We start from the raw sequence: 18,721 nt of genomic DNA, 5'->3' as shown, positions 1-18,721 counted from the left end.
CGTTTCCTCAGCGGTCCTCGACGAGCCGCACGAGGTCTCGTTCGTTGCGTTCGGCGCGGTGTACGTACCAGCGGGCGAGCAGGACCAGCGGCGGGTAGAGCCCGAAGCCGAGTACCGCCCACTCCAGCCGGCGGGCGTCCGGGGCGGCCGCGAAGACCAGCGGGAGCGGGCCGACGAGCAGGACGAGGACCGCGAACACGGTCAGTCCGGTGCGCAGTTGGATGCGCATCAGGGAACGGACGTAGGTGTGGCCGAGGGTGGTCTGCTCGTCGATCTCGGTGCGCGGGCGGTAGTAACCGGAGGAGCGGCGGGTGCGGCGGGGCGGGCCGGTGACGACCACCCGTCGTTCGGCCGGGTCCTGGGGCATGCCCTCTCCCCTCAGCCCGTGGTCCGGCGCATCAGCAGGTCCCGCAGTTCACGGGAGTGCCGCCGGCTGACCTGGAGTTCCTCGGAGCCGATCAGGACACTCACGGTGCCCGTGCCGAGGCGGAGTTCCCCGATGTGGCGCAGGGCGACGAGATGGCGGCGGTGGATGCGGACGAAACCGCGTGGGCGCCAGCGCTCCTCCAGGGTGGACAGCGGTATGCGGACGAGATGGCTGCCGCGGTCGGTGTGCAGGCGGGCGTAGTCGCCCCGGGCCTCCACGTGCGTGATGTCGTCGACCACGACGAAGCGGGTCACACCGCCGAGCTCGACGGCTATGTGGTCCGGGTCGGGTTCGTGCACGGGAATGCGCGGGGTGCTGTCGCGCTGTTCGGCGGCGCGCAGTTCGACGACGCGACGGACCGCTTCGGCCAGCCGCTCCGTGCGGACGGGCTTGAGGACGTAGTCGACGGCCTTGAGGTCGAACGCCTGCACGGCGAAGTCCTCGTGCGCGGTGACGAACACGACCAGGGGCGGCCGGGCGAAGCCGCCGAGCAGCCGGGCGAGGTCGAGTCCGTCGAGGCCGGGCATCTGGATGTCGAGGAAGACGACGTCGATGGCCTCGGGTCCGTCGGGCCCCGACTCCAGCGCGCGGTTGATGCGACGCAGCGCCTCGGTCGCGTCACCGGCGCCCTCGGCACTGTCGATGCGGGGGTCCGCGTGCAGCAGGTAGAGCAGTTCCTCCAGCGAGGGGCGTTCGTCGTCGACGGCGAGGGCGCGTAGCATGAAGGTGGAGTCTAGGGGGGATTTTCACGTCTGGACATGGCTCGGACGTGGGCTTTCCCGGCGGACGGCGGGGGCCTGCCGGTGCTGGTTACAGTGCGGGTATGAGCAGCAGACCGGCGCCGTTCGACGAGCTGGACCGACAGATCGTCACCGCGCTGATGGCGAATGCCCGGACGTCCTTCGCCGAGATCGGCGCGGCGGTCGGTCTGTCGTCGACGGCGGTCAAGCGCCGGGTGGACCGCCTGCGCGAGACGGGGGTGATCACCGGGTTCACGGCGACGGTGCGACCGTCGGCGCTGGGCTGGCGCACGGAGGCGTACGTCGAGGTGTACTGCGAGGGGGCGGCGCCGCCCCGGCGGCTGGCGGAGGTGGTGCGCAACCATCCGGAGATCGCCGCGGCGATGACGGTGACCGGGGGCGCCGACGCGCTGCTGCACCTGCGGGCACGGGACGTGGAGCACTTCGAGGAGGTGCTGGAGCGGATCCGTGCGGAGCCGTTCATCCGCAAGACGGTCAGCGTGATGGTGCTGTCCCATCTGATCCCGGAGAGTCCGGAGGCGGGCGCGAGCCAGCCGGCTCCGTAGCGCCCACGGGTCCCGCGCGAGGCGCAGCAGGCGTGCGCAAAACAGGGAAAACACGCAGCATTACTGCGTGAGCGCGCACCTCATGTTCCTTGTCGCCCGGCCCGGTCGCTTTCTACCGTGGACACACCCCCAAGGACACCGCGTGGAAGCGGAGGCACCCCTCTGTGACCGACACCCGTGTGCCGTCCCGACGGCGCTACCTCGTCTGCGACCCCGGACACTTCGCCGTGCGGTACGCGATCAACCCCTGGATGCGTCCCGACCGTCCCGTCGACCTCGCCCTGGCCCGGCGGCAGTGGCGCGCGCTGGTCGACGTCTACCGCGCCCACGGTCATACCGTGGAGAGCATGCAACCGGTACCCGGACTGCCCGACATGGTGTTCGCCGCGAACGCGGCGGTCGTCGTCGGGGGTCGTGTCCTCGGCTCCCTGTTCCTGTCACCCGAGCGGCGTCCCGAGTCCGAGCCGTACGGGACCTGGTTCAAGGCGGAGGGCTTCGACGTCCACCGTCCCGAGTCGGTGTGCGAGGGCGAGGGCGACCTGGTACCCACCGGGCGCTGGATCCTCGCCGGCACCGGTTTCCGCACCACCCGCCAGGCGCATCACGAGGCGCAGGAGTTCTTCGGTGTGCCCGTGATCGGCCTGACGCTGGTCGATCCGTACTTCTACCATCTGGACACGGCACTGTTCGCACTGGACGAGGAGAACATCGCGTACTACCCGGAGGCGTTCTCGCCGGGGAGCCGCGAGGTGCTGGCCCGGCTGTATCCGAACGCGGTGACCGCGACCCGCGAGGACGCGATGGCCTTCGGCCTGAACTCCGTCTCCGACGGGCGCCATGTGTTCGTCTCACCGGGGGCGACGGCCCTCGCCGCGCGGCTCGCCGACCGCGGCTACGTTCCCGTTCCCGTCGACCTGTCCGAGTTCCACAAGGCAGGCGGCGGGATCAAGTGCTGCACTCAGGAGATCCGCTCATGACCTCTGTCGCCCGTACCCGTTCGTCCACCGAGCTGATCGGTGCGGAGGAGCCGGTGCTCGCGCACAACTACCATCCGTTGCCCGTGGTCGTCGCCCGCGCTCAGGGCGCGTGGGTGGAGGACGTGGAGGGCCGCCGCTACCTCGACATGCTGGCCGGCTACTCGGCGCTCAACTTCGGCCACCGGCATCCCGCGCTGACCGAGGCGGCGCACCGCCAGCTGGACCGGCTCACGCTGACCTCGCGCGCCTTCCACAACGACCGACTCGCCGCGTTCGCCGAACGGCTGGCCGCGCTGACCGGGCTGGACATGGTGCTCCCCATGAACACCGGCGCAGAGGCGGTGGAGAGCGCGGTGAAGGTGGCCCGCAAGTGGGCCTACGACGTGAAGGGCGTCCCGGCCGGCGAGGCGACGATCGTGGTCGCGGCGGACAACTTCCACGGCCGGACGACGACCATCGTCAGCTTCTCGACCGATGAGACCGCCCGCGCCGGCTTCGGACCCTTCACCCCGGGTTTCCGGGTCGTCCCCTACAACGATCTCGCGGCGCTGGAGGCGGCAGTCGACGAGACGACGGCCGCGGTGCTGATCGAGCCGATCCAGGGCGAGGCGGGGGTGAACATCCCCGACGACGGCTATCTGACGGGTGTACGGGAGCTGACGCGCCGCGCGGGGTGCCTGTTCGTCGCGGACGAGATCCAGTCGGGACTCGGCCGTACGGGGCACACCCTGGCCGTGGAACACGAGTCGGTCGTCCCGGACATGGTGCTGCTCGGCAAGGCGCTGGGCGGCGGCATCGTCCCGGTGTCGGCGGTGGTGGCCCGGCGTGAGGTGCTCGGGGTGCTGCACCCCGGGGAGCACGGCTCGACGTTCGGCGGCAGTCCACTGGCCGCGGCCGTCGGCACGGCGGTGGTGGAGCTGCTGGAGACGGGTGAGTTCCAGCGCCGGGCGGCGGAACTGGGCGTGGTACTGCGTGGCGGGCTGGAGTCGCTGGTCGGCCGGGGCGTCGTCGGTTTCCGCTCGCGCGGGCTGTGGGCGGGTGTCGACGTCGACCCGGCGCTCGGCACCGGCCGTGAGGTCAGTGAGCGGCTGATGCGGGAGGGAATCCTGGTCAAGGACACCCACGGGTCCACCATCCGGCTGGCCCCGCCGCTCACCGTCCGTGGCGAGGAACTCCAGGATGCCCTGGGGACGCTGGGGAAGGTGCTGGGCCAGGGCGGCTGACCCGGCCGGCCCGTTCCCGTCCGTCCGGCCGTCCGGCCGTTTTCGCCGGTCCCCGCCTCACCCGGGAAGCCCGCTGGCCGGTTCCCGGGTGAAGATGGGGACAAGAGGTGGTAGACCACTGTCAGCGACAGAGAGGTCGGCCGTGGGCGGACACGCGAGTGGACACGGGGAGCAGGACGTTGCCCGGCAGGGGTTCGACGTGGCCGACGCCGCCCCCCTGCTGCTCGATCCGCAGGTCGTGGTGACGAACTGGACCGGTCCGGCCGAGCGGCTGCTGGGGTACACGGCGGCCGAGGCGGTGGGCGGGAAGCTGTCCGATCTGCTGACCGCCGAGGAGGCCGAGCGGGTGCCGGACCTGGTCTGGCGCCGCCGGGCCGACGACGGCTGGGCCGGCCTGATGACGGCCCGGCACCGGGACGGACACGCGGTCCCCGTCATGGTCAGGGTGCTGCGGACCGTGGAACCGCGTGGCCGCTCGTCCCTGCTGGTGCTGTTGTCGGAGCTGGCCGGCGCCCCCGGCTGGGACATGAGCCGCACGATGCTGGAACAGATGGTCTCCGGATCGGCGATCGGGCTCGCGATCGTGGATACGGACCTGCGGTACGTGTGGTCGAACACCGCGCTCGAACAGTTCGGCGGCGGTCCCGCGCAGCGGCGGCTGGGGCTGCGGTTCGCCGATGTCCAGCCCGGACTGGACGCCGGGCCCGTCGAGGCGCGGATGCGCCACGTCCTGGAAACCGGCGAGTCGGTGGTCGACTTCGAACACGTCGGCCAGGCCCGTTCGGCGCCGCTGCGGGAAACCGCGCACATGCTGTCGTTCACCCGGCTCGACGACGACCGGGGCCACCCGATGGGCGTCTACTACAGCGTCGTCGACATCACCGACCGGCACCGCGCGCGCCAGCGCCTCGCGCTGCTCGACCGGGCCGGCCGGCACATCGGCCGCACCCTGGACGTCATGCACACCGCGCAGGAACTGGCCGACGTCGCCGTTCCGGACCTCGCGGACTTCGTGACCGTGGACCTTCTGGAGACGGTGCTGCGGGGCGCCGAGCTCCCGCCGGGGCCGCTCACGGAGACGGACAGGGTGTCGCTGCTCCGCGCGGGCCACCGGTCCGTGCACGAGGATCTGCCGCGCACGGTCCGGGACATCGGCACGTCGGTCTCCTATCTGCCCGGTACACCGCCGCTCCGCTGCCTGGCCTCGGGCAGGACCTGGCGTCAGGAGCAGCTCGACCCGCTCGCCGCGGGGTGGGTCGAGAGCAGGCCCGGCCTCCGGGCACCCACGTTCCTGGAGCTGGGGCTGCAGAGTGTGATGATCGTGCCGATCCGCGCCCGGGGTGTCACCCTGGGCGTCACCGTGTTCTTCCGGCGCCGCCGGGACCCCTTCGGCGAGGACGACACGAACCTCGCCGAGGACCTCGTCTCGCGCGCCGCCGTCTGTGTGGACAACGCCCGGCGCTACACCAGGGAGCGGAACGCGGCGCTTGTGCTGCAGCGCAGCCTGTTGCCCCACCGGCTCCCGGAGCAGGACGCCGTCGAGGTGGCCGCGTGCTACCGCCCGGCCGATGAACTGACCGGTCTGGGCGGCGACTGGTACGACCTGATCCCGCTGTCGGGTGCCCGTGTCGCCCTCGTTGTCGGCGAGGTCCCCGGGCACGGCATCGACGCCGCAGCCGCGATGGGCCGGCTGCGGACCGCCGTGCGGACCCTGGCCGCGCTGGATCTGCCCCCCGAGGAGGTGCTGGGGCATCTGGACGACCTGGTGTCGCAGTCGGCGTGCGAGGGGGATCCTGCGTCGGCCTACGGCCGGTCCGTGGGGTCCGGTTGCCTGTACATCGTCTACGACCCGATCGACGGGCGGTGCGCGATGGCCGCCGCGGGCCATCCCGCGCCCGTCCTGGTGGCGCCCGACGGCTCGGTGGACTTCGTCGAACTGCCGGCGGGGCCTGCGCTCGGTGTGGGCGGTCCACCGTTCGAGGCGGTGGAGCTGACCCTGACCGAGGGCAGCACGGTCGTCCTGCACACCGACGGTCTGCTGGCCGGTCTCCCCGACGGGACCGGGGACGCCGGCCCCGGCCGGGAGCGGCTGCGGCAGGCACTGCAAGCGGCTCCGGATTCCCTGGACCAGTGGTGCCGGGCGGTGGTGGACGCTTTGGTACCCACCCGCCCGTACGACGACGTGGCCATGCTGCTGGCCCGTACCCGGCTCCTGGGCGCCGGCCAGGTGGCGGTCTGGGACCTGCCGACGGATCCAGCCGTGGTGGCCGAGGCCCGCAAAACGGCCACCCGGCAGCTGGGCCACTGGGGCCTGGATGAGCTGGTCTTCACCGCGGAGCTGGTGGTCAGCGAACTGGTCACCAACGCCATCCGGCACGCCGCCGGCCCCGTCCGGCTGCGGTTGATCCGGGAGCGTGCGCTGGTCTGCGAGGTGTTCGACGGCGGGGCGACCACGCCCCACCTGCGTCACCCCCGCGCCATGGACGAGGGCGGGCGCGGGCTGCTGCTGGTCTCGCAGCTCGCCCAGCGATGGGGTACCCGTTTCGTTCCCGAGGGGAAGGTCATCTGGGCCGAGATGTCGCTGACCGGCCCGGACGACCTCCCCGTCGACTGACCCCGCCGGCATCCCACGTCTCCCGAGCAACCGCCCCGCTCTGCCCGGAACGGTGGCGATCCTCACCCCGGGTCTCGTGTACGCGGACGTTCAACGAGGCCTTCGCCGAAAGGACCGGGAGGTCCCGGGAGGTCCCGTGAGGAGCTGCTGGGCCGCTGCATGTTCGACGTCTTCCCGGACAGCCCCGGCCCCTCCGGCGTGCGCAACCTGCACGCCTCGCTGCCGCGCGTCGTGGCCACCGGCGAACGCGACGCCTCGGCCCTTCAGCGCTACGACGCCGAGGGCCGGGAGAGCGCTCCGGCGAGTGGGAGGAGCGCTACTGGAGCCCGGTGGACACGCCGGTGCTGGGCAGCGGTGGTGTGGCCCTGGTCGTGCACCGGACCGAGGAGGTCACCAAGCTGACGCGGGTCCGCGACCGTGCCGGCACCGACCAGGGCCGGGTCCTGGGGGGCCGAGCCGTACACACGTGCCCGCGCACTGCAGGAGCTCAACCACCGCCTGCGCCAGGCGCACGCCCGGGAGCGGCAGGTGGCACCGTGCTTCAGGAGTCGATGCCGCCCGTCCCCGGCAGACGGGCCACCATCGGGCCGCCGTGCGTCACCGGCCCGCAGTGGGCGCGCTCCCCGGACCGGCACCGAGGCCCGGGGCGACGACCACCGGCCCGTGCGCCGAAGGGCGTTCAGCCGCCCTGCGGGCTCCGTCCGGCCCGCTCCCCGGCCCGCTTCCCCGGACCCGTCGCACGTGGTGCCGGACGGACCCGCCCCGACCTACACTGGCAACCCCACGACGTGCCGGTTGACCTGCTGCAACACGCCGCTGGGCCCGTCCGACGGAGTCGAGGAGCGCGCCCCTTGTTCTACTACCTGCTGAAATATGTACTGCTGGGCCCGCTGCTGAGACTGGTCTTCCGGCCTCGAATAGAGGGCCTGGAACATGTGCCGTCGTCCGGTGCCGGCATCGTCGCCGGCAACCATCTGTCGTTCTCGGACCACTTCCTGATGCCCGCGATCCTCAAACGGCGCATCACGTTCCTCGCCAAGGCCGAGTACTTCACCGGCCCGGGCATCAAGGGCCGGCTGACGGCGTTCTTCTTCCACAGCGCGGGCCAGATCCCGGTCGACCGCTCCGGCAAGGACGCAGGCCAGGCCGCGATCCGGGAGGGCCTCGGAGTGCTGGGCAAGGGGGAGTTGCTCGGCATCTACCCAGAGGGCACTCGGTCGCACGACGGACGCCTGTACAAGGGCAAGGTCGGGGTCGCGAAGATGGCCCTCACGGCCGGTGTACCGGTGGTTCCCTGCGCGATGATCGGCACCTTCGAGGCCCAGCCGCCCGGCAAGGTCGTCCCCCATATCCATCCCGTGGTGATCCGCTTCGGCAAGCCCCTCGACTTCTCCCGCTACGAAGGCATGGAGGACGAGCGGGCGGTCCTGCGTGCCATCACCGACGAGATCATGTACGCCATTCTGACGCTCTCCGGGCAGGAATACGTCGACCAGTACGCGGCCGTCGCCAAGGCGGAGGAGGCGGAGCGCAAGGCACAGGAGAAGCGCCGGCTCCCGCGGCTACCGCGGAGCTGAACCGCCCGGCGGACGAACGGTGAGGGGCGGCCGGAGCCATCCGGCCGCCCCTCACCGTTCGTCCGCCGGGCCCCAGATCTCGGGGTCTCCTACGACGTGGCTGTGCCTCGGTGTTCCGCGGCGATGCCGAAGTGCTGCTGTTCGCGGGGAGCGGACGCGGCCTCTCCGTGGACACCGGCCACCGTGCTGACCACCTGCTCGTCGGCGGACTCCCGGCCCTCGTCGAGTTCCCGGAGCCGGTCGATTCGTCGCAGGTCATCGGCGGGCACGAGGGCGACGAGGGGCTTTCCGTGCCGGGTCACGACGACGCGCTCACCGCCGTACACCACGCGGTTGATCAGGCCGGCAAGCTCAGCCCTCGCTTGCGTCACCGGAATCTCGTAGGCCATGCCCCCATCATAACGTCACGTACGTCCTGTACATTTTTTACAGAGAGCCGCCATGAGGAGGGGCCCATGCCCCGGCCGCTCGCCCGCCACGTCCTGCCCGGGTTCACCGACCACACGGCGTCCTGGCACCGGCCCACGGATCCGTACGCGAAGCTGTTGGAGGAGCGGATCGTCCTCCTGGGGACGCCGATCGACGAGACCTCCGCGAACGACCTGATCGCCCAGTTCGTGCACCTGGAACACCGGGCCCCCGACCGGGGCATCTCCCCCCACGTCAACTCCCCCGGCGGCTCCTTCCACGCCGTGTCGGTGGTCTACGACACCCTGGCCTTCATCACCTGCGAGGTGGAGACGGTCTGCCTGGGCCGGGCCGACGGGACGGCCGCGTGCTGCCGGCCGCTGGGACACCGGGGAAGCGGTACGTCCTGCCGTGGGCACGACTGGCGCTCCGTCAGCCGGAGCCGTCGGAGGGAGACGCGGGCGATCTCGCCGTCCAGGCGGAGGAACTGTCGCGGGTCCGTGGCCGGATCGAGGAGATTCTGGTCCGGCACACCCGGCGCACCCCGGAGCAGGCACGGTCGGACATCGAGCGGGACACCGTCCTCGACGCGCGGGCGGCGGTGGAGTACGGCCTCGCGGACCGGATCCCGACCGGACGCGAGGGCCGCCTCCCCCCCCCATCCGGCGCGAGGTGAGCCGCCGATGCTGCCACCCGAACTGCCACCACTGCCCGCACTGACCCGCGCCGAGGCCGGACTGATCGACCGGTACCTCGAGGCCGTCGGCCTGCTGGGCCGGATCAACCCCGCCCGTGACGGCGACACCTACCGTGGACTGCGCGCAGCACGGGCACTGGTCGGCAAGGCCGTCGCGCTGCGCGACGCGCTGACCGTCATGCACCGGCACGGCGAGACCGAACTGCACGCCGCCACGCCGGCCCGGGCCCTGCGGGTACTGGACGGCGACCGGCGCACGGCCCGGGTCACGCTGTCTCCGGGCTCGGGCAGTTGACGCACGTACCGGTTCAACCGCGGCCGTTGTCGGCAACACGTCCGCACCTGAGCCGAAACGGACCAAAGGGGGTACCACCAACCGGCGTAGACGAACCACTTCTTTTCGGGCCGTCACGGTTGCGCATCACGCGTGGCCACATACCGGAACAGGTCACTCCGGCGCTGGTCCGGGCCTCCTCGGCACTCCGGACGACAGCCCGGATGCAGGGCTGTCCACCCGAACGGATGAGTGGTGAGTAACAACACAAGCCCCCGGTTCAGTTGGGATTTCGGACCGGCGGTTGCCAAGATCGCTCACTGACGACAAGACCCCGCCACCGCGGCGGGGCGATCCGGGCGGACGCCGAGTCCTGCCGCCGCCCGGATGACCGGTCGACAGGAGTGGATCGGCAGGAGTGGAGGACCCGAGCATGACGGGTCGCCGGAAGGGGAGTTCGAATCCCGTACCGGTCAGCCCTTGGGGTGAAGCCGCACTCGTGCGGCCGGGCAACTTCGCCAGCCCGAATCCGACAGGTCATCTTTCACAGGCGGCTGACGAAGGGTTGCGCATGACCGCGCTCAATCGTGTCCCGTCTCTCATGGCCAGGGCCGGCACGGCCTCGGCCCTCACCCTCGCCGCCGTGGGCGGCTCGATCGTCCTCCCGGGTACCGCTCCGGAGGCGGCGGCCGCGACGACGGCCACCAAGGCCCTCCAGGTCGCGGCGTCCAAGAAGGGCGCGCCCTACCGCTGGGGCGCCACCGGACCGAGCCGCTTCGACTGCTCCGGACTGACCCTCTACTCGTTCAAGAAGGCGGGCACGACACTGCCCCGTACTGCAGCCCAGCAGTACAACAAGACCCGCCACGTCTCCGCCTCGAGCCGCAAGGCGGGGGATCTGGTCTTCTTCCATTCGGGCCAGAACGTCTACCACGTGGGCATCTACGCGGGCCAGGGCAAGGTCTGGCACGCCCCGAAGACCGGGGATGTGGTGCGCCTGCAGAAGATCTGGACCCACAGCGTCTGGTACGGCCGGGTGAAGTGATCCGCGAGGGCGGCGGTACCTCCCTGCCGCCGCCCCGCCGGACACACCGGACGGCACCCGGACAGCACACCGGTGCGGCCGTGCGGCCCCTACGGTTCCTGCTGTCCTGCCGCCTCGACCACCATGACCGGCTCGGCGGGGACGGTCCACGGAAGGACGACGGAGACGGTCTTTCCACCCTCTCCGGTGGGGCGGACCCTCATCCTGCCCCCACACTCCACGGTCAGCCAGCGGATGATGACCAGCCCCCGGCCGTTGTCCTGCTGGACCGCGGCGGGGAGCCGTTTGGGGAACCCCGGATGGCTGTCGGTGACCCCGATGCGCAGCTGGCCGTCGCGGTCGAGGCCGATGTCCACGGTGAACGTGGGTGACCGTCCCAGGGTGTGCTGCACGGCGTTGGTCGCGAGTTCGGACACGATCAGCCGGATGGTGCCGGACACTTCCGTGTCCTCCGGCACGCCCCACTCCGCCAGCGTGCCCACCGCATGGGCGCGGGCCGCGGAGACCGAGGCAGGATCGCTCGGCAGAGTGACAGATGCTTCCAGATGGCCTGCCATGGCGATGTCGTCCCTTTCCACGGGACCGCAGTCCGACACGGAGCGGCTGATTCGAGTACGGTCCCGCACTGGTGCTTCGTCGTCAGACTGCCATCACCACGGACCGTCGGCGGCGATACGGCCAAGATATGCATATATCTGTCGCTCAAAGCGGTGAACTCTTCGACGGGAGACCGTATGCGGGTGGCCCGGAGGGAGTAAGGGGGAAGCCATGCAGCACGGTCCCGCGGTGCGCCGCCGGAAACTGGGCGCCGAACTGCGCTCACTGCGCACATCGGCGGGGTTCACCAGTGGTGAGGCAGCGCGGCTGGTGGGCTGGCACCAGTCGAAGGTGAGCCGGATCGAGACGGGGACGAGCGGGGTGAGACCGGCCGATGTGCGGTTACTGCTCGATGTCTACGGCCTGACCGACCTTCAGTTACGGGAGATACTACTGGTGTTGGCGGGGTCGGACGACAGCAGTGGACGGCACCACTGGTGGCATGCGTACCGGGGCGTACTGCCGCCCGCCTACCGGGACTTCATCAGTCTGGAGTCCCAGGCCGACGCGATGCGCACGCTGGAGACCACCGTGGTTCCCGGGCTGCTGCAGACGCCCGAGTACGCGCGGGCCGTGACGGCGGCGGCGCTGGAGGGCGCTCCGGAGGAGCGGCTGGACACGCTGGTGGAGGTGCGGCTGGCCCGGCAGGACGTCCTGCGGGCGGACCCGCCGCTGGAGTTCAGCGCGGTCCTGGACGAGGCGGTGCTGCGCCGGCAGGTCGGCGGCCCCGGCGTCATGACCTGCCAGTTGGAACGGCTCGTGGAGGCGGCGCGCCTTCCCCGAGTGCGGCTTCAGGTACTGCCGTTCACTGCCGGGGCGCACATCGGCGTCACCGGCCCTTTCGTAATCTTCTCATTTTCGCGCACTTCTGATCTGGATGTTGTAGTTCTCGACCACTTGACGAGTAGCCTCTATCTGGAGCGGAAAGAAGACCTCCGGGTGTACTCGGAGGCATTCGACGCCCTTTCGATCCACGCCCTTTCACCCGAGGACTCGTTGGATTTCATCGCCGGGACAGCTGCCGGCGTGTAAGGAGGCACGATGCCCGCACCGCCTCGGACCCTTCCCTCCAGCACCGACCTGCGCGGTGCGCGATGGCTGCGCAGCAGCTACAGCACGGGCGCGAACAACTGTGTCGAGACGGCCCGGCCCGCCACCGGCCCCGGTGCCGGACTGCTCGCCGTGCGCGACTCCAAGACCCCGGACGGACCCGCGCTGCTCATCTCACTCCGGAGCTGGGCGAAGTTCGTGGCCGCGGTTCACTGACCTGCCGGTCCTCCGGCACCCGCTCGTACTCGACCGCCCGTCATCGGGCGACTCGCGGCCGTGCCTCGCCGACTCATGGCCGCGTCTCGCCGATCACCTGTACAGCGCGTTCGATCTCGGCCCCGGACAGGTCCGCGCGGGCGGTCAGTCTGAGCCGCGAGATGCCGTCGGGCACGGAAGGAGGACGGAAGCAGCCCACGGACAGGCCGGCCGCCCGGCAGTCGGCTGCCCATCGCACGGCCTGCTCCGGGGACGGGGCATGCACGGACACGACCGCGGCGTCGGGGCGTACGGCTTCGAGGCCCGCGGCCGTCAGCCGGTGGTGCAGATCGCGCGCCACCGCGCTCGCCCGCGCCGCGCACCCGGGTTCACGGCGCAACAGCCGCAGGGCCGAGAGCGCGGCGCCCGCTGCCGCCGGGGCGAGACCCGTGTCGAAGATGAACGTGCGAGCCGTGTTGACCAGATGCTCGACCACCCGTGCCGGGCCGAGCACGGCTCCGCCCTGGCTGCCGAGCGACTTGGAGAGCGTGAGCGTCACCACGACGTCCTCGGCGCCGGCGAGCCCCGCCGCGTACGGGGCGCCGCGTCCGCCGTCGCCGAGTACCCCGAGGCCGTGGGCGTCGTCGAGCACCAGTCCCGCGCCGTGTTCACGGCACGCTCCGGCCAGCGCGGCGAGCGGGGCGGCGTCCCCGTCGACCGAGAAGACCGTGTCGGACACGGCGACGGCGGCCCCGGCGTGTCCGCTCAGCGCCTTGCGCACGGCGTCGGGGTCGGCGTGCGCCACGACCTGCGTCCTGCCCCGGGCCAGTCGGCAGCCGTCGATCAGCGAGGCGTGGTTGCCCGCGTCGGACACGATCAGCGAGCCGTTCGGGGCCAACGCGGTGACGGCGGCGAGGTTGGCCGCGTAGCCGGAGGAGAGGACGAGGGCCGCCTCGAAGCCGCAGAAGTCGGCCAGTTCGCCTTCCAACTCGGTGTGCAACTCGGTGGTACCGGTGACGAGCCGGGACCCGGTGGCCCCGCCGCCCCAGATCCGCGCCGCCCGCGCCGCGCCCTCGGCCACTTCCGGATGCCGGGCCAGACCCAGGTAGTCGTTGCTCGCCAGGTCGAGGAGCGGTGCGTCTGCGGCGCGCGGGCGCAGGGTCCGCACGAGCCCGGCCCGGCGGCGCAGCTTTGCCTGCTCGTCGATCCAGCCGAACGCCATGGCTCCTCCGGTGGTTTTGTGGGCAGTGGAGACTCTGTTGCTCAATTGCGGAGAGTGACGCCGGCCTGTCGACGGGGTGCAGGGAACGGGCCTCGCGGGGAGGCGGTCCGGCGCCCCGGCCGACCCCTCCCGGATGCGGTGCGTGACCATCCCTCGAATTGAGCAGCAGAGTCAGTGGACAGACATTAGCGGGACGGCCGGCGGACCACTGTGTGGCCATGCCCACAGCCGTCAGCGCCTCTGTTGTGCGAACCCTCCTTGGCCGGGGCGGCCGAATAGGACAGGATCGGCTCCCATGGACCTGCTGAACACGCTGGTGGACAAGGGGCTTCGGCGCGAGACGCCGACCCGTGAGGAAGCGCTGGCCGTCCTCGGGACGTCCGACGACGATCTGCTCGACGTGGTGGCCGCGGCCGGGAAGGTGCGGCGGCACTGGTTCGGGCGGCGGGTGAAACTCAACTATCTGGTCAACCTCAAGTCCGGCCTGTGCCCGGAGGACTGCTCCTACTGTTCCCAGCGGCTCGGCTCGAAGGCCGGCATCCTGAAGTACACCTGGCTCAAACCCGAGCAGGCCTCGGACGCGGCCGCGGCTGGGCTGGCGGGCGGCGCCAAGCGGGTGTGCCTGGTCGCCAGCGGCCGTGGTCCGACCGACCGCGACGTGGACCGTGTCTCCGACACCATCAAGGCGATCAAGGAAGGCAACGAGGGCGTCGAGGTGTGCGCCTGCCTAGGACTGCTTTCCGAGGGCCAGGCGGAGCGGCTGCGCGAGGCGGGCGCGGACGCCTACAACCACAACCTCAACACCTCCGAGTCCGCCTACGGGGACATCACCACCACGCACACGTACGCCGACCGCGTGGACACCGTACAGAAGGCGCATGCCGCCGGTCTGTCCGCCTGCTCCGGGCTGATCGCCGGCATGGGCGAGAGCGACGCGGACCTGGTCGACGTGGTCTTCGCACTGCGCGAACTGGACCCGGACTCGGTGCCGGTGAACTTCCTGATCCCGTTCGAGGGGACACCACTCGCGAAGGAGTGGAACCTCACCCCGCAGCGGTGCCTCAGGATCCTGGCGATGGTGCGGTTCGTATGCCCGGACGCCGAGGTGCGGATCGCGGGCGGGCGGGAGGTGCATCTGCGCACGATGCAGCCGCTCGCGCTGCACCTGGCCAACTCGGTCTTCCTCGGTGACTACCTCACCAGCGAGGGCCAGGCGGGCCGGGCCGACCTGGAGATGATCGCGGACGCCGGGTTCGAGGTGGAGGGCACCGACCGCGTGACACTGCCCGAGCACCGGGCGGGCGCGGGTGCGAGCGGGTGCGGGTCACCCGGTGAGGGTGGCGGGTGCGGGCCGCACGAGGGCGGTGGCGGGTGCGGGTCCGCGTCCTCCGGCACCGGGGCGTGCGTGGATACGGAGGCGGACGCGGGTCCGGGGGCGGTGAGCGAGAGGACGGGCCGGTCCGGCGGGCCGCGTACCGATCTCGTCGCCGTCCGTCGGCGAGGTGCCGGAACGGATCTGGCACCCAATGCCTGAGCGGTCCGTACCCGAGCTTCTCGAGCTGGACCGGCGGCATGTCTGGCATCCGTACGGGCCCATGCCCGGCAGCGGGGAACCACTCGTCGTGGAGTCGGCGAGCGGGGTGCGGCTGCGGCTCGCCGACGGCTCGGGCGAACTGGTCGACGGGATGTCGTCCTGGTGGTCGGCGATCCACGGCTACAGCCACCCGGTGCTGAACGAGGCCGTGCACGACCAGCTCGGGCGGATGAGTCACGTGATGTTCGGCGGACTCACGCACGAGCCCGCCGTCCGGCTGGCGAAGCTGCTTGTCGACATGTCACCCGACGGACTCGAGCATGTCTTCCTCGCCGACTCGGGCTCGGTGTCGGTCGAGGTGGCCGTCAAGATGTGCCTGCAGTACTGGCGTTCGCTCGGGCGGCCCGAGAAGCGGCGGCTGCTGACCTGGCGGGGCGGCTACCACGGCGACACCTGGCAGCCGATGTCGGTCTGCGATCCCGAGGGCGGGATGCACGAGCTGTGGACCGGAGTGCTCCCGGAACAGGTGTTCGCGAAGGCCCCGCCCGCCGAGTACGAGGAGTCGTACGCCGAGCACCTGTGGGAGCTGATCGGGCGGCACGCCGGCGAACTGGCGGCCGTGATCGTCGAGCCGGTGGTGCAGGGAGCGGGCGGCATGCGCTTCCACTCCCCCGCGTATCTGCGGGTGCTGCGCGAGGCGTGCGACGCGCACGACGTGCTGCTGGTGTTCGACGAGATCGCGACCGGGTTCGGGCGTACGGGCGCGCTGTTCGCGGCCGGGCACGCGACGGTGACGCCGGACGTGATGTGCGTGGGCAAGGCGCTGACCGGCGGCTATCTGACCATGGCAGCGACGCTGTGCACCGCGCGGGTGGCCGACGGCATCTCGCGCGGCGACGTGCCGGTGCTGGCGCACGGTCCGACGTTCATGGGCAACCCGCTGGCGGCGGCCGTGGCCTGCGCCTCGATCGAGCTGCTGCTCGGGCAGGACTGGCTCGCTGAGGTCAAGCGCATCGAGTCGGGCCTGCGGAACGGGCTGGCACCGGCGACCGGTCTGCCGGGCGTCCGGGACGTGCGGGTCCTCGGCGCCATCGGTGTCGTCCAGCTCGATCGCGCCGTGGACATGGAGGCAGCCACGCGCGCGGCGGTGCGCCGGGGCGTGTGGCTGCGGCCGTTCCGGGATCTGATCTACGCCATGCCTCCGTACGTCACCGGCGACACCGATGTGGCCCGGATCGCGGACGCGGTGTGCGCGGCGGCCGAGGAGGGATGACATGCCGGTACTGGTGATCACGGGCACGGGCACCGAGGTCGGGAAGACGGTGGTGACGGCCGCGGTCGCTGCGGCTGCGCTCGGGGCCGGCCGGTCGGTGGCCGTACTGAAGGCGGCCCAGACCGGGGTGCGGCCGGACGAACCCGGGGACGCCGAGGAGGTCGCGCGGCTCGCCGGGGCCGTCACGGCCGCCGAACTCGCCCGGTATCCCGACCCACTGGCACCCGCCACCGCCGCCCGCCGGGCGGGCCGGGCGCCGGTGCGCCCGCACGACGTGGCCGAGACCGCCGCCAAGCTGGCCACCGAGCACGATCTGGTGCTGGTGGAGGGCGCGGGCGGGCTGCTCGTGCGGTTCGACGAGGACGGCGGAACTCTGGCGGACGCGGCGGCGCTGCTGTCGGCGCCGGTGCTGGTGGTGGCGGCGGCGGGTCTCGGCACCCTGAACGCCACGGAGCTGACGACTCGTGAACTGCGCTCGCGCGGGCTCACCCCCGCGGGCGTGGTGATCGGCAGCTGGCCCGCGGAGCCCGGTCTGGCCGAGCACTGCAACCTGCGGGACCTGCCGGAGGTGACAGGGGTGCCGTTGCTGGGAGCGGTACCGGCCGGCGCGGCGGTCCTCGCCCCGGCCGGCTTCCGGACGTCGGCGCCCGAGTGGTTGGCGGCGCGGCTGGACGGCACGTGGGACACGGCGGCGTTCCGGGGGCGGGAGGCCGGCTGATCTCCCGCGCGGGCCCTGTGTTCCGGGCGACGGTGCGAGGGATGCGCGGGGTATTCACGGGGGACAATCACCGTAGGGCCCCGGCCGGCCCGGGGCTCGTCCTGCGGGAAGCGGGGCCCGCGTGACCCGTCTCGGCTCCCGGGTTCGTCCAGACAGGGAGGCGCCCATGTCCGCCGGCTCCGCGAAAGTGGCGCGGGATCCCGTGCACCACCCGCTGTTCGCCCGTTGCTACGCCCGGGTCAGTGAGGCCGCCGAAACCCGCGCGGGCATGGCCTCGGTCCGTCGCCGGCTGCTCGGCGGGCTGTCCGGGCGGGTGATCGAGGTCGGCGCGGGCAACGGCCTCGCCTTCGCGCACTATCCGGACACCGTCTCGGAGGTCGTCGCCATCGAACCGGAGCGGGTGCTGCGCAGGCTCGCTGTGGAGGCCGCCCTGCGTGCCGCCGTCCCGGTGGATGTCGCGCCGGGTGCGGCGGAGGCACTGCCGGTCGGGAGCGGGGCGTTCGACGCGGCGGTGCTCTCCCTGGTGCTGTGCAGTGTGCGGGACGTGCCGCGGGCGCTCGCGGAGCTCCGGAGAGTGCTGCGGCCGGGCGGCGAGGTGCGGTTCTTCGAGCATGGACGGGGCGGCGGCCGGGTCATGCGCTTCACCCAGCACGCCCTGGACCGGACGGTGTGGCCGCCCCTGACGGGCGGCTGCCACGTGGCGCGGGAGCCGGTCGGCGCGCTGCGAGAGGCGGGCTTCGAGCTCGGCCCGTACCGGCGGACGCTGATGCCGGAGGACGGGCCCGCCCTGCCGACGTCGTACTGCGTGCTGGGCACCGCCTGGCGGCCGGCGGGCGACGCGGCGACGGGCAGGAGCTGATCACCGGCTCCGGGGCTCCGGCCGCTCACTCGCTCCAGCTGTGCAGCTCGGCGGCGATGTCGTCCACGGAGGCCTCGCCGCTCTTGACCAGCCGGGCCAGCTCGCGGACCTGTTCCGGCGAGGTGACGACCTTCAGCCCGCTGGCGACGAGGGAGGCGAACCCGACGGCGGAGGCGAACAGGGCGTTGGAGCGTTCCAGCGCGGGCACGCGGAGCAGAAGTTGGAGCAGGGCGGCGGCGCGGGCATGCGGGCTGCCGTAGACGGGGACGTCGAATATCTCGGCCTCATGACGCGCGACGGCGGCGACGGGAGCTCCCCAGTCGGTGACCTGGGGACCCCCCGGAGTCTGCCGCTCGGCAAGCATCAGCAGCCAGGCGAGGTCGATGCGCAGGTCGTCCAAGGGATCAGCGGCGACCTTCGCGCGGGCCTTCGCCGCCCTCCCCCGCCCGCGGCGTGGCGCGGGCGGGCGCACCTCCGTCGGACTGCTCGGCGAAGACGGTCTCGTACTGCTTCATGAAGTCGGCGGCGGCCTCCACGAAGGCGCGGCCGGCCTCACCGGCGTCCTGCCGGACCGGTTCCTCGATGTAGCGGTGGGCGCTCATCCCGCGGGCCGGGGCGCGTTCCCGCGCCGCTCGGGCGGTGCCCTCCTCCACGCGTACGTTCAGCTGGGTCTTCGCCATACCTTGAAGCTAGCCCCGTCCTCCGCAGGTCACCCGTTCGGGAAG

Annotated in this window: 20 protein-coding genes and 1 pseudogene; 14 read left to right on the top strand and 7 right to left on the bottom strand. The window is 71.9% G+C overall.

Going from position 1 to position 18,721, the window contains the following annotated elements:
- Positions 1–7 precede the first annotated feature (7 nt).
- The gene (locus tag HUV60_RS30395) at positions 8–367 is read right to left on the bottom strand and encodes a hypothetical protein (RefSeq protein WP_257853232.1); all 360 of its coding nucleotides are present in this window, start codon (positions 365–367) and stop codon (positions 8–10) included.
- 11 nt (positions 368–378) lie between these two features.
- A complete protein-coding gene (locus tag HUV60_RS30390) occupies positions 379–1,149 on the bottom strand; it encodes a LytR/AlgR family response regulator transcription factor (RefSeq protein WP_257853231.1) in 771 nt (256 codons plus the stop codon).
- Positions 1,150–1,250: 101 nt separating this feature from the next.
- Between HUV60_RS30390 and HUV60_RS30385 the strand changes: the two genes are divergently transcribed.
- From HUV60_RS30385 to HUV60_RS30360, 5 genes are all read left to right on the top strand, one after another.
- Complete coding sequence (locus HUV60_RS30385) at positions 1,251–1,733, top strand: Lrp/AsnC family transcriptional regulator (protein WP_257853230.1); 483 nt, start codon at positions 1,251–1,253, stop codon at positions 1,731–1,733.
- Between the two features lie 164 nt (positions 1,734–1,897).
- Positions 1,898–2,710, top strand: a complete 813-nt coding sequence (gene ddaH / locus HUV60_RS30380; RefSeq protein ID WP_257853229.1) for a dimethylargininase — start codon at positions 1,898–1,900, stop codon at positions 2,708–2,710.
- Positions 2,707–3,933 carry an ornithine--oxo-acid transaminase gene (gene rocD / locus HUV60_RS30375; protein WP_257853228.1) on the top strand — a complete coding sequence of 409 codons (1,227 nt, stop codon included), beginning with the start codon at positions 2,707–2,709 and terminating at the stop codon, positions 3,931–3,933. The genes ddaH and rocD overlap by 4 nt, the downstream gene beginning before the upstream one ends.
- 142 nt (positions 3,934–4,075) lie before the next feature.
- Positions 4,076–6,547: a SpoIIE family protein phosphatase gene (locus HUV60_RS30370; protein WP_257853226.1), complete on the top strand. Its 2,472-nt coding sequence runs from the start codon at positions 4,076–4,078 to the stop codon at positions 6,545–6,547.
- Between the two features lie 851 nt (positions 6,548–7,398).
- Positions 7,399–8,124, top strand: a complete 726-nt coding sequence (locus HUV60_RS30360; protein WP_257853225.1) for a lysophospholipid acyltransferase family protein — start codon at positions 7,399–7,401, stop codon at positions 8,122–8,124.
- Between the two features lie 89 nt (positions 8,125–8,213).
- Here the strand turns inward: HUV60_RS30360 and HUV60_RS30355 are convergent, their stop codons facing one another.
- Positions 8,214–8,513: a type II toxin-antitoxin system Phd/YefM family antitoxin gene (locus HUV60_RS30355; protein ID WP_257848252.1), complete on the bottom strand. Its 300-nt coding sequence runs from the start codon at positions 8,511–8,513 to the stop codon at positions 8,214–8,216.
- 66 nt (positions 8,514–8,579) lie between these two features.
- On the opposite strand from HUV60_RS30355, the pseudogene HUV60_RS30350 reads away from it, so the two are divergent.
- From HUV60_RS30350 to HUV60_RS30340, 3 genes and pseudogenes are all read left to right on the top strand, one after another.
- Positions 8,580–9,208, top strand: a pseudogene (locus HUV60_RS30350) (ATP-dependent Clp protease proteolytic subunit).
- Between the two features lie 7 nt (positions 9,209–9,215).
- Complete coding sequence (locus HUV60_RS30345; protein ID WP_257848253.1) at positions 9,216–9,524, top strand: hypothetical protein; 309 nt, start codon at positions 9,216–9,218, stop codon at positions 9,522–9,524.
- 550 nt (positions 9,525–10,074) lie between these two features.
- On the top strand, positions 10,075–10,548 hold the full coding sequence (locus tag HUV60_RS30340) for a C40 family peptidase (RefSeq protein ID WP_257848254.1): 474 nt from the start codon (positions 10,075–10,077) through the stop codon (positions 10,546–10,548).
- Positions 10,549–10,637: 89 nt separating this feature from the next.
- On the opposite strand, the gene HUV60_RS30335 is transcribed toward HUV60_RS30340, so the two are convergent.
- Positions 10,638–11,105 (bottom strand): ATP-binding protein, encoded by a 468-nt coding sequence (locus tag HUV60_RS30335; RefSeq protein WP_257850135.1) that lies wholly within the window; start codon positions 11,103–11,105, stop codon positions 10,638–10,640.
- Between the two features lie 211 nt (positions 11,106–11,316).
- On the opposite strand from HUV60_RS30335, the gene HUV60_RS30330 reads away from it, so the two are divergent.
- The gene (locus HUV60_RS30330; RefSeq protein ID WP_257848255.1) at positions 11,317–12,177 is read left to right on the top strand and encodes a helix-turn-helix domain-containing protein; all 861 of its coding nucleotides are present in this window, start codon (positions 11,317–11,319) and stop codon (positions 12,175–12,177) included.
- A 9-nt stretch (positions 12,178–12,186) separates the two neighbouring features.
- Positions 12,187–12,411 (top strand): DUF397 domain-containing protein, encoded by a 225-nt coding sequence (locus HUV60_RS30325; RefSeq protein ID WP_257848256.1) that lies wholly within the window; start codon positions 12,187–12,189, stop codon positions 12,409–12,411.
- Between the two features lie 73 nt (positions 12,412–12,484).
- Here the strand turns inward: HUV60_RS30325 and HUV60_RS30320 are convergent, their stop codons facing one another.
- Complete coding sequence (locus HUV60_RS30320; protein WP_257850136.1) at positions 12,485–13,612, bottom strand: 8-amino-7-oxononanoate synthase; 1,128 nt, start codon at positions 13,610–13,612, stop codon at positions 12,485–12,487.
- 295 nt (positions 13,613–13,907) lie between these two features.
- Between HUV60_RS30320 and bioB the strand changes: the two genes are divergently transcribed.
- The 4 genes from bioB (at position 13,908) to HUV60_RS30300 (ending at position 17,996) form a co-directional block, all read left to right on the top strand.
- Positions 13,908–15,146, top strand: coding sequence for a biotin synthase BioB (bioB, locus tag HUV60_RS30315; RefSeq protein WP_257848257.1), 1,239 nt, complete (start codon positions 13,908–13,910; stop codon positions 15,144–15,146).
- Positions 15,139–16,419, top strand: coding sequence for an adenosylmethionine--8-amino-7-oxononanoate transaminase (locus tag HUV60_RS30310; RefSeq protein WP_257848258.1), 1,281 nt, complete (start codon positions 15,139–15,141; stop codon positions 16,417–16,419). Before bioB ends, HUV60_RS30310 begins: the two co-directional genes overlap by 8 nt.
- Position 16,420: 1 nt before the next feature.
- Complete coding sequence (bioD, locus tag HUV60_RS30305; protein WP_257848259.1) at positions 16,421–17,137, top strand: dethiobiotin synthase; 717 nt, start codon at positions 16,421–16,423, stop codon at positions 17,135–17,137.
- Positions 17,138–17,303: 166 nt separating this feature from the next.
- On the top strand, positions 17,304–17,996 hold the full coding sequence (locus HUV60_RS30300; protein WP_257848260.1) for a class I SAM-dependent methyltransferase: 693 nt from the start codon (positions 17,304–17,306) through the stop codon (positions 17,994–17,996).
- A 25-nt stretch (positions 17,997–18,021) separates the two neighbouring features.
- Here HUV60_RS30300 and HUV60_RS30295 read toward each other — a convergent pair whose 3' ends face one another.
- On the bottom strand, positions 18,022–18,396 hold the full coding sequence (locus tag HUV60_RS30295; RefSeq protein ID WP_257848262.1) for a fic family toxin-antitoxin system, toxin component: 375 nt from the start codon (positions 18,394–18,396) through the stop codon (positions 18,022–18,024).
- A gap of 4 nt (positions 18,397–18,400) precedes the next feature.
- Positions 18,401–18,676, bottom strand: coding sequence for a toxin-antitoxin system HicB family antitoxin (locus HUV60_RS30290; protein WP_257848263.1), 276 nt, complete (start codon positions 18,674–18,676; stop codon positions 18,401–18,403).
- Positions 18,677–18,721: the final 45 nt, after the last annotated feature.

Source organism: Streptomyces sp. KMM 9044, assembly GCF_024701375.2.
GTDB lineage: Bacteria > Actinomycetota > Actinomycetes > Streptomycetales > Streptomycetaceae > Streptomyces.
This window is presented reverse-complemented; position numbering and strand designations above follow the sequence as displayed.

Coding starts and splice junctions, on each gene's coding strand:
- HUV60_RS30395 (WP_257853232.1), bottom strand. CDS start 367: ATGCCCCAGGACCCGGCCGAACGACGGGTGGTCGTCACCGGCCCGCCC.
- HUV60_RS30390 (WP_257853231.1), bottom strand. CDS start 1,149: ATGCTACGCGCCCTCGCCGTCGACGACGAACGCCCCTCGCTGGAGGAA.
- HUV60_RS30385 (WP_257853230.1), top strand. CDS start 1,251: ATGAGCAGCAGACCGGCGCCGTTCGACGAGCTGGACCGACAGATCGTC.
- rocD (WP_257853228.1), top strand. CDS start 2,707: ATGACCTCTGTCGCCCGTACCCGTTCGTCCACCGAGCTGATCGGTGCG.
- HUV60_RS30355 (WP_257848252.1), bottom strand. CDS start 8,513: ATGGCCTACGAGATTCCGGTGACGCAAGCGAGGGCTGAGCTTGCCGGC.
- HUV60_RS30345 (WP_257848253.1), top strand. CDS start 9,216: ATGCTGCCACCCGAACTGCCACCACTGCCCGCACTGACCCGCGCCGAG.
- HUV60_RS30340 (WP_257848254.1), top strand. CDS start 10,075: ATGACCGCGCTCAATCGTGTCCCGTCTCTCATGGCCAGGGCCGGCACG.
- HUV60_RS30335 (WP_257850135.1), bottom strand. CDS start 11,105: ATGGCAGGCCATCTGGAAGCATCTGTCACTCTGCCGAGCGATCCTGCC.
- HUV60_RS30330 (WP_257848255.1), top strand. CDS start 11,317: ATGCAGCACGGTCCCGCGGTGCGCCGCCGGAAACTGGGCGCCGAACTG.
- HUV60_RS30325 (WP_257848256.1), top strand. CDS start 12,187: ATGCCCGCACCGCCTCGGACCCTTCCCTCCAGCACCGACCTGCGCGGT.
- HUV60_RS30320 (WP_257850136.1), bottom strand. CDS start 13,612: ATGGCGTTCGGCTGGATCGACGAGCAGGCAAAGCTGCGCCGCCGGGCC.
- bioB (WP_257848257.1), top strand. CDS start 13,908: ATGGACCTGCTGAACACGCTGGTGGACAAGGGGCTTCGGCGCGAGACG.
- HUV60_RS30310 (WP_257848258.1), top strand. CDS start 15,139: ATGCCTGAGCGGTCCGTACCCGAGCTTCTCGAGCTGGACCGGCGGCAT.
- bioD (WP_257848259.1), top strand. CDS start 16,421: ATGCCGGTACTGGTGATCACGGGCACGGGCACCGAGGTCGGGAAGACG.
- HUV60_RS30300 (WP_257848260.1), top strand. CDS start 17,304: ATGTCCGCCGGCTCCGCGAAAGTGGCGCGGGATCCCGTGCACCACCCG.
- HUV60_RS30290 (WP_257848263.1), bottom strand. CDS start 18,676: ATGGCGAAGACCCAGCTGAACGTACGCGTGGAGGAGGGCACCGCCCGA.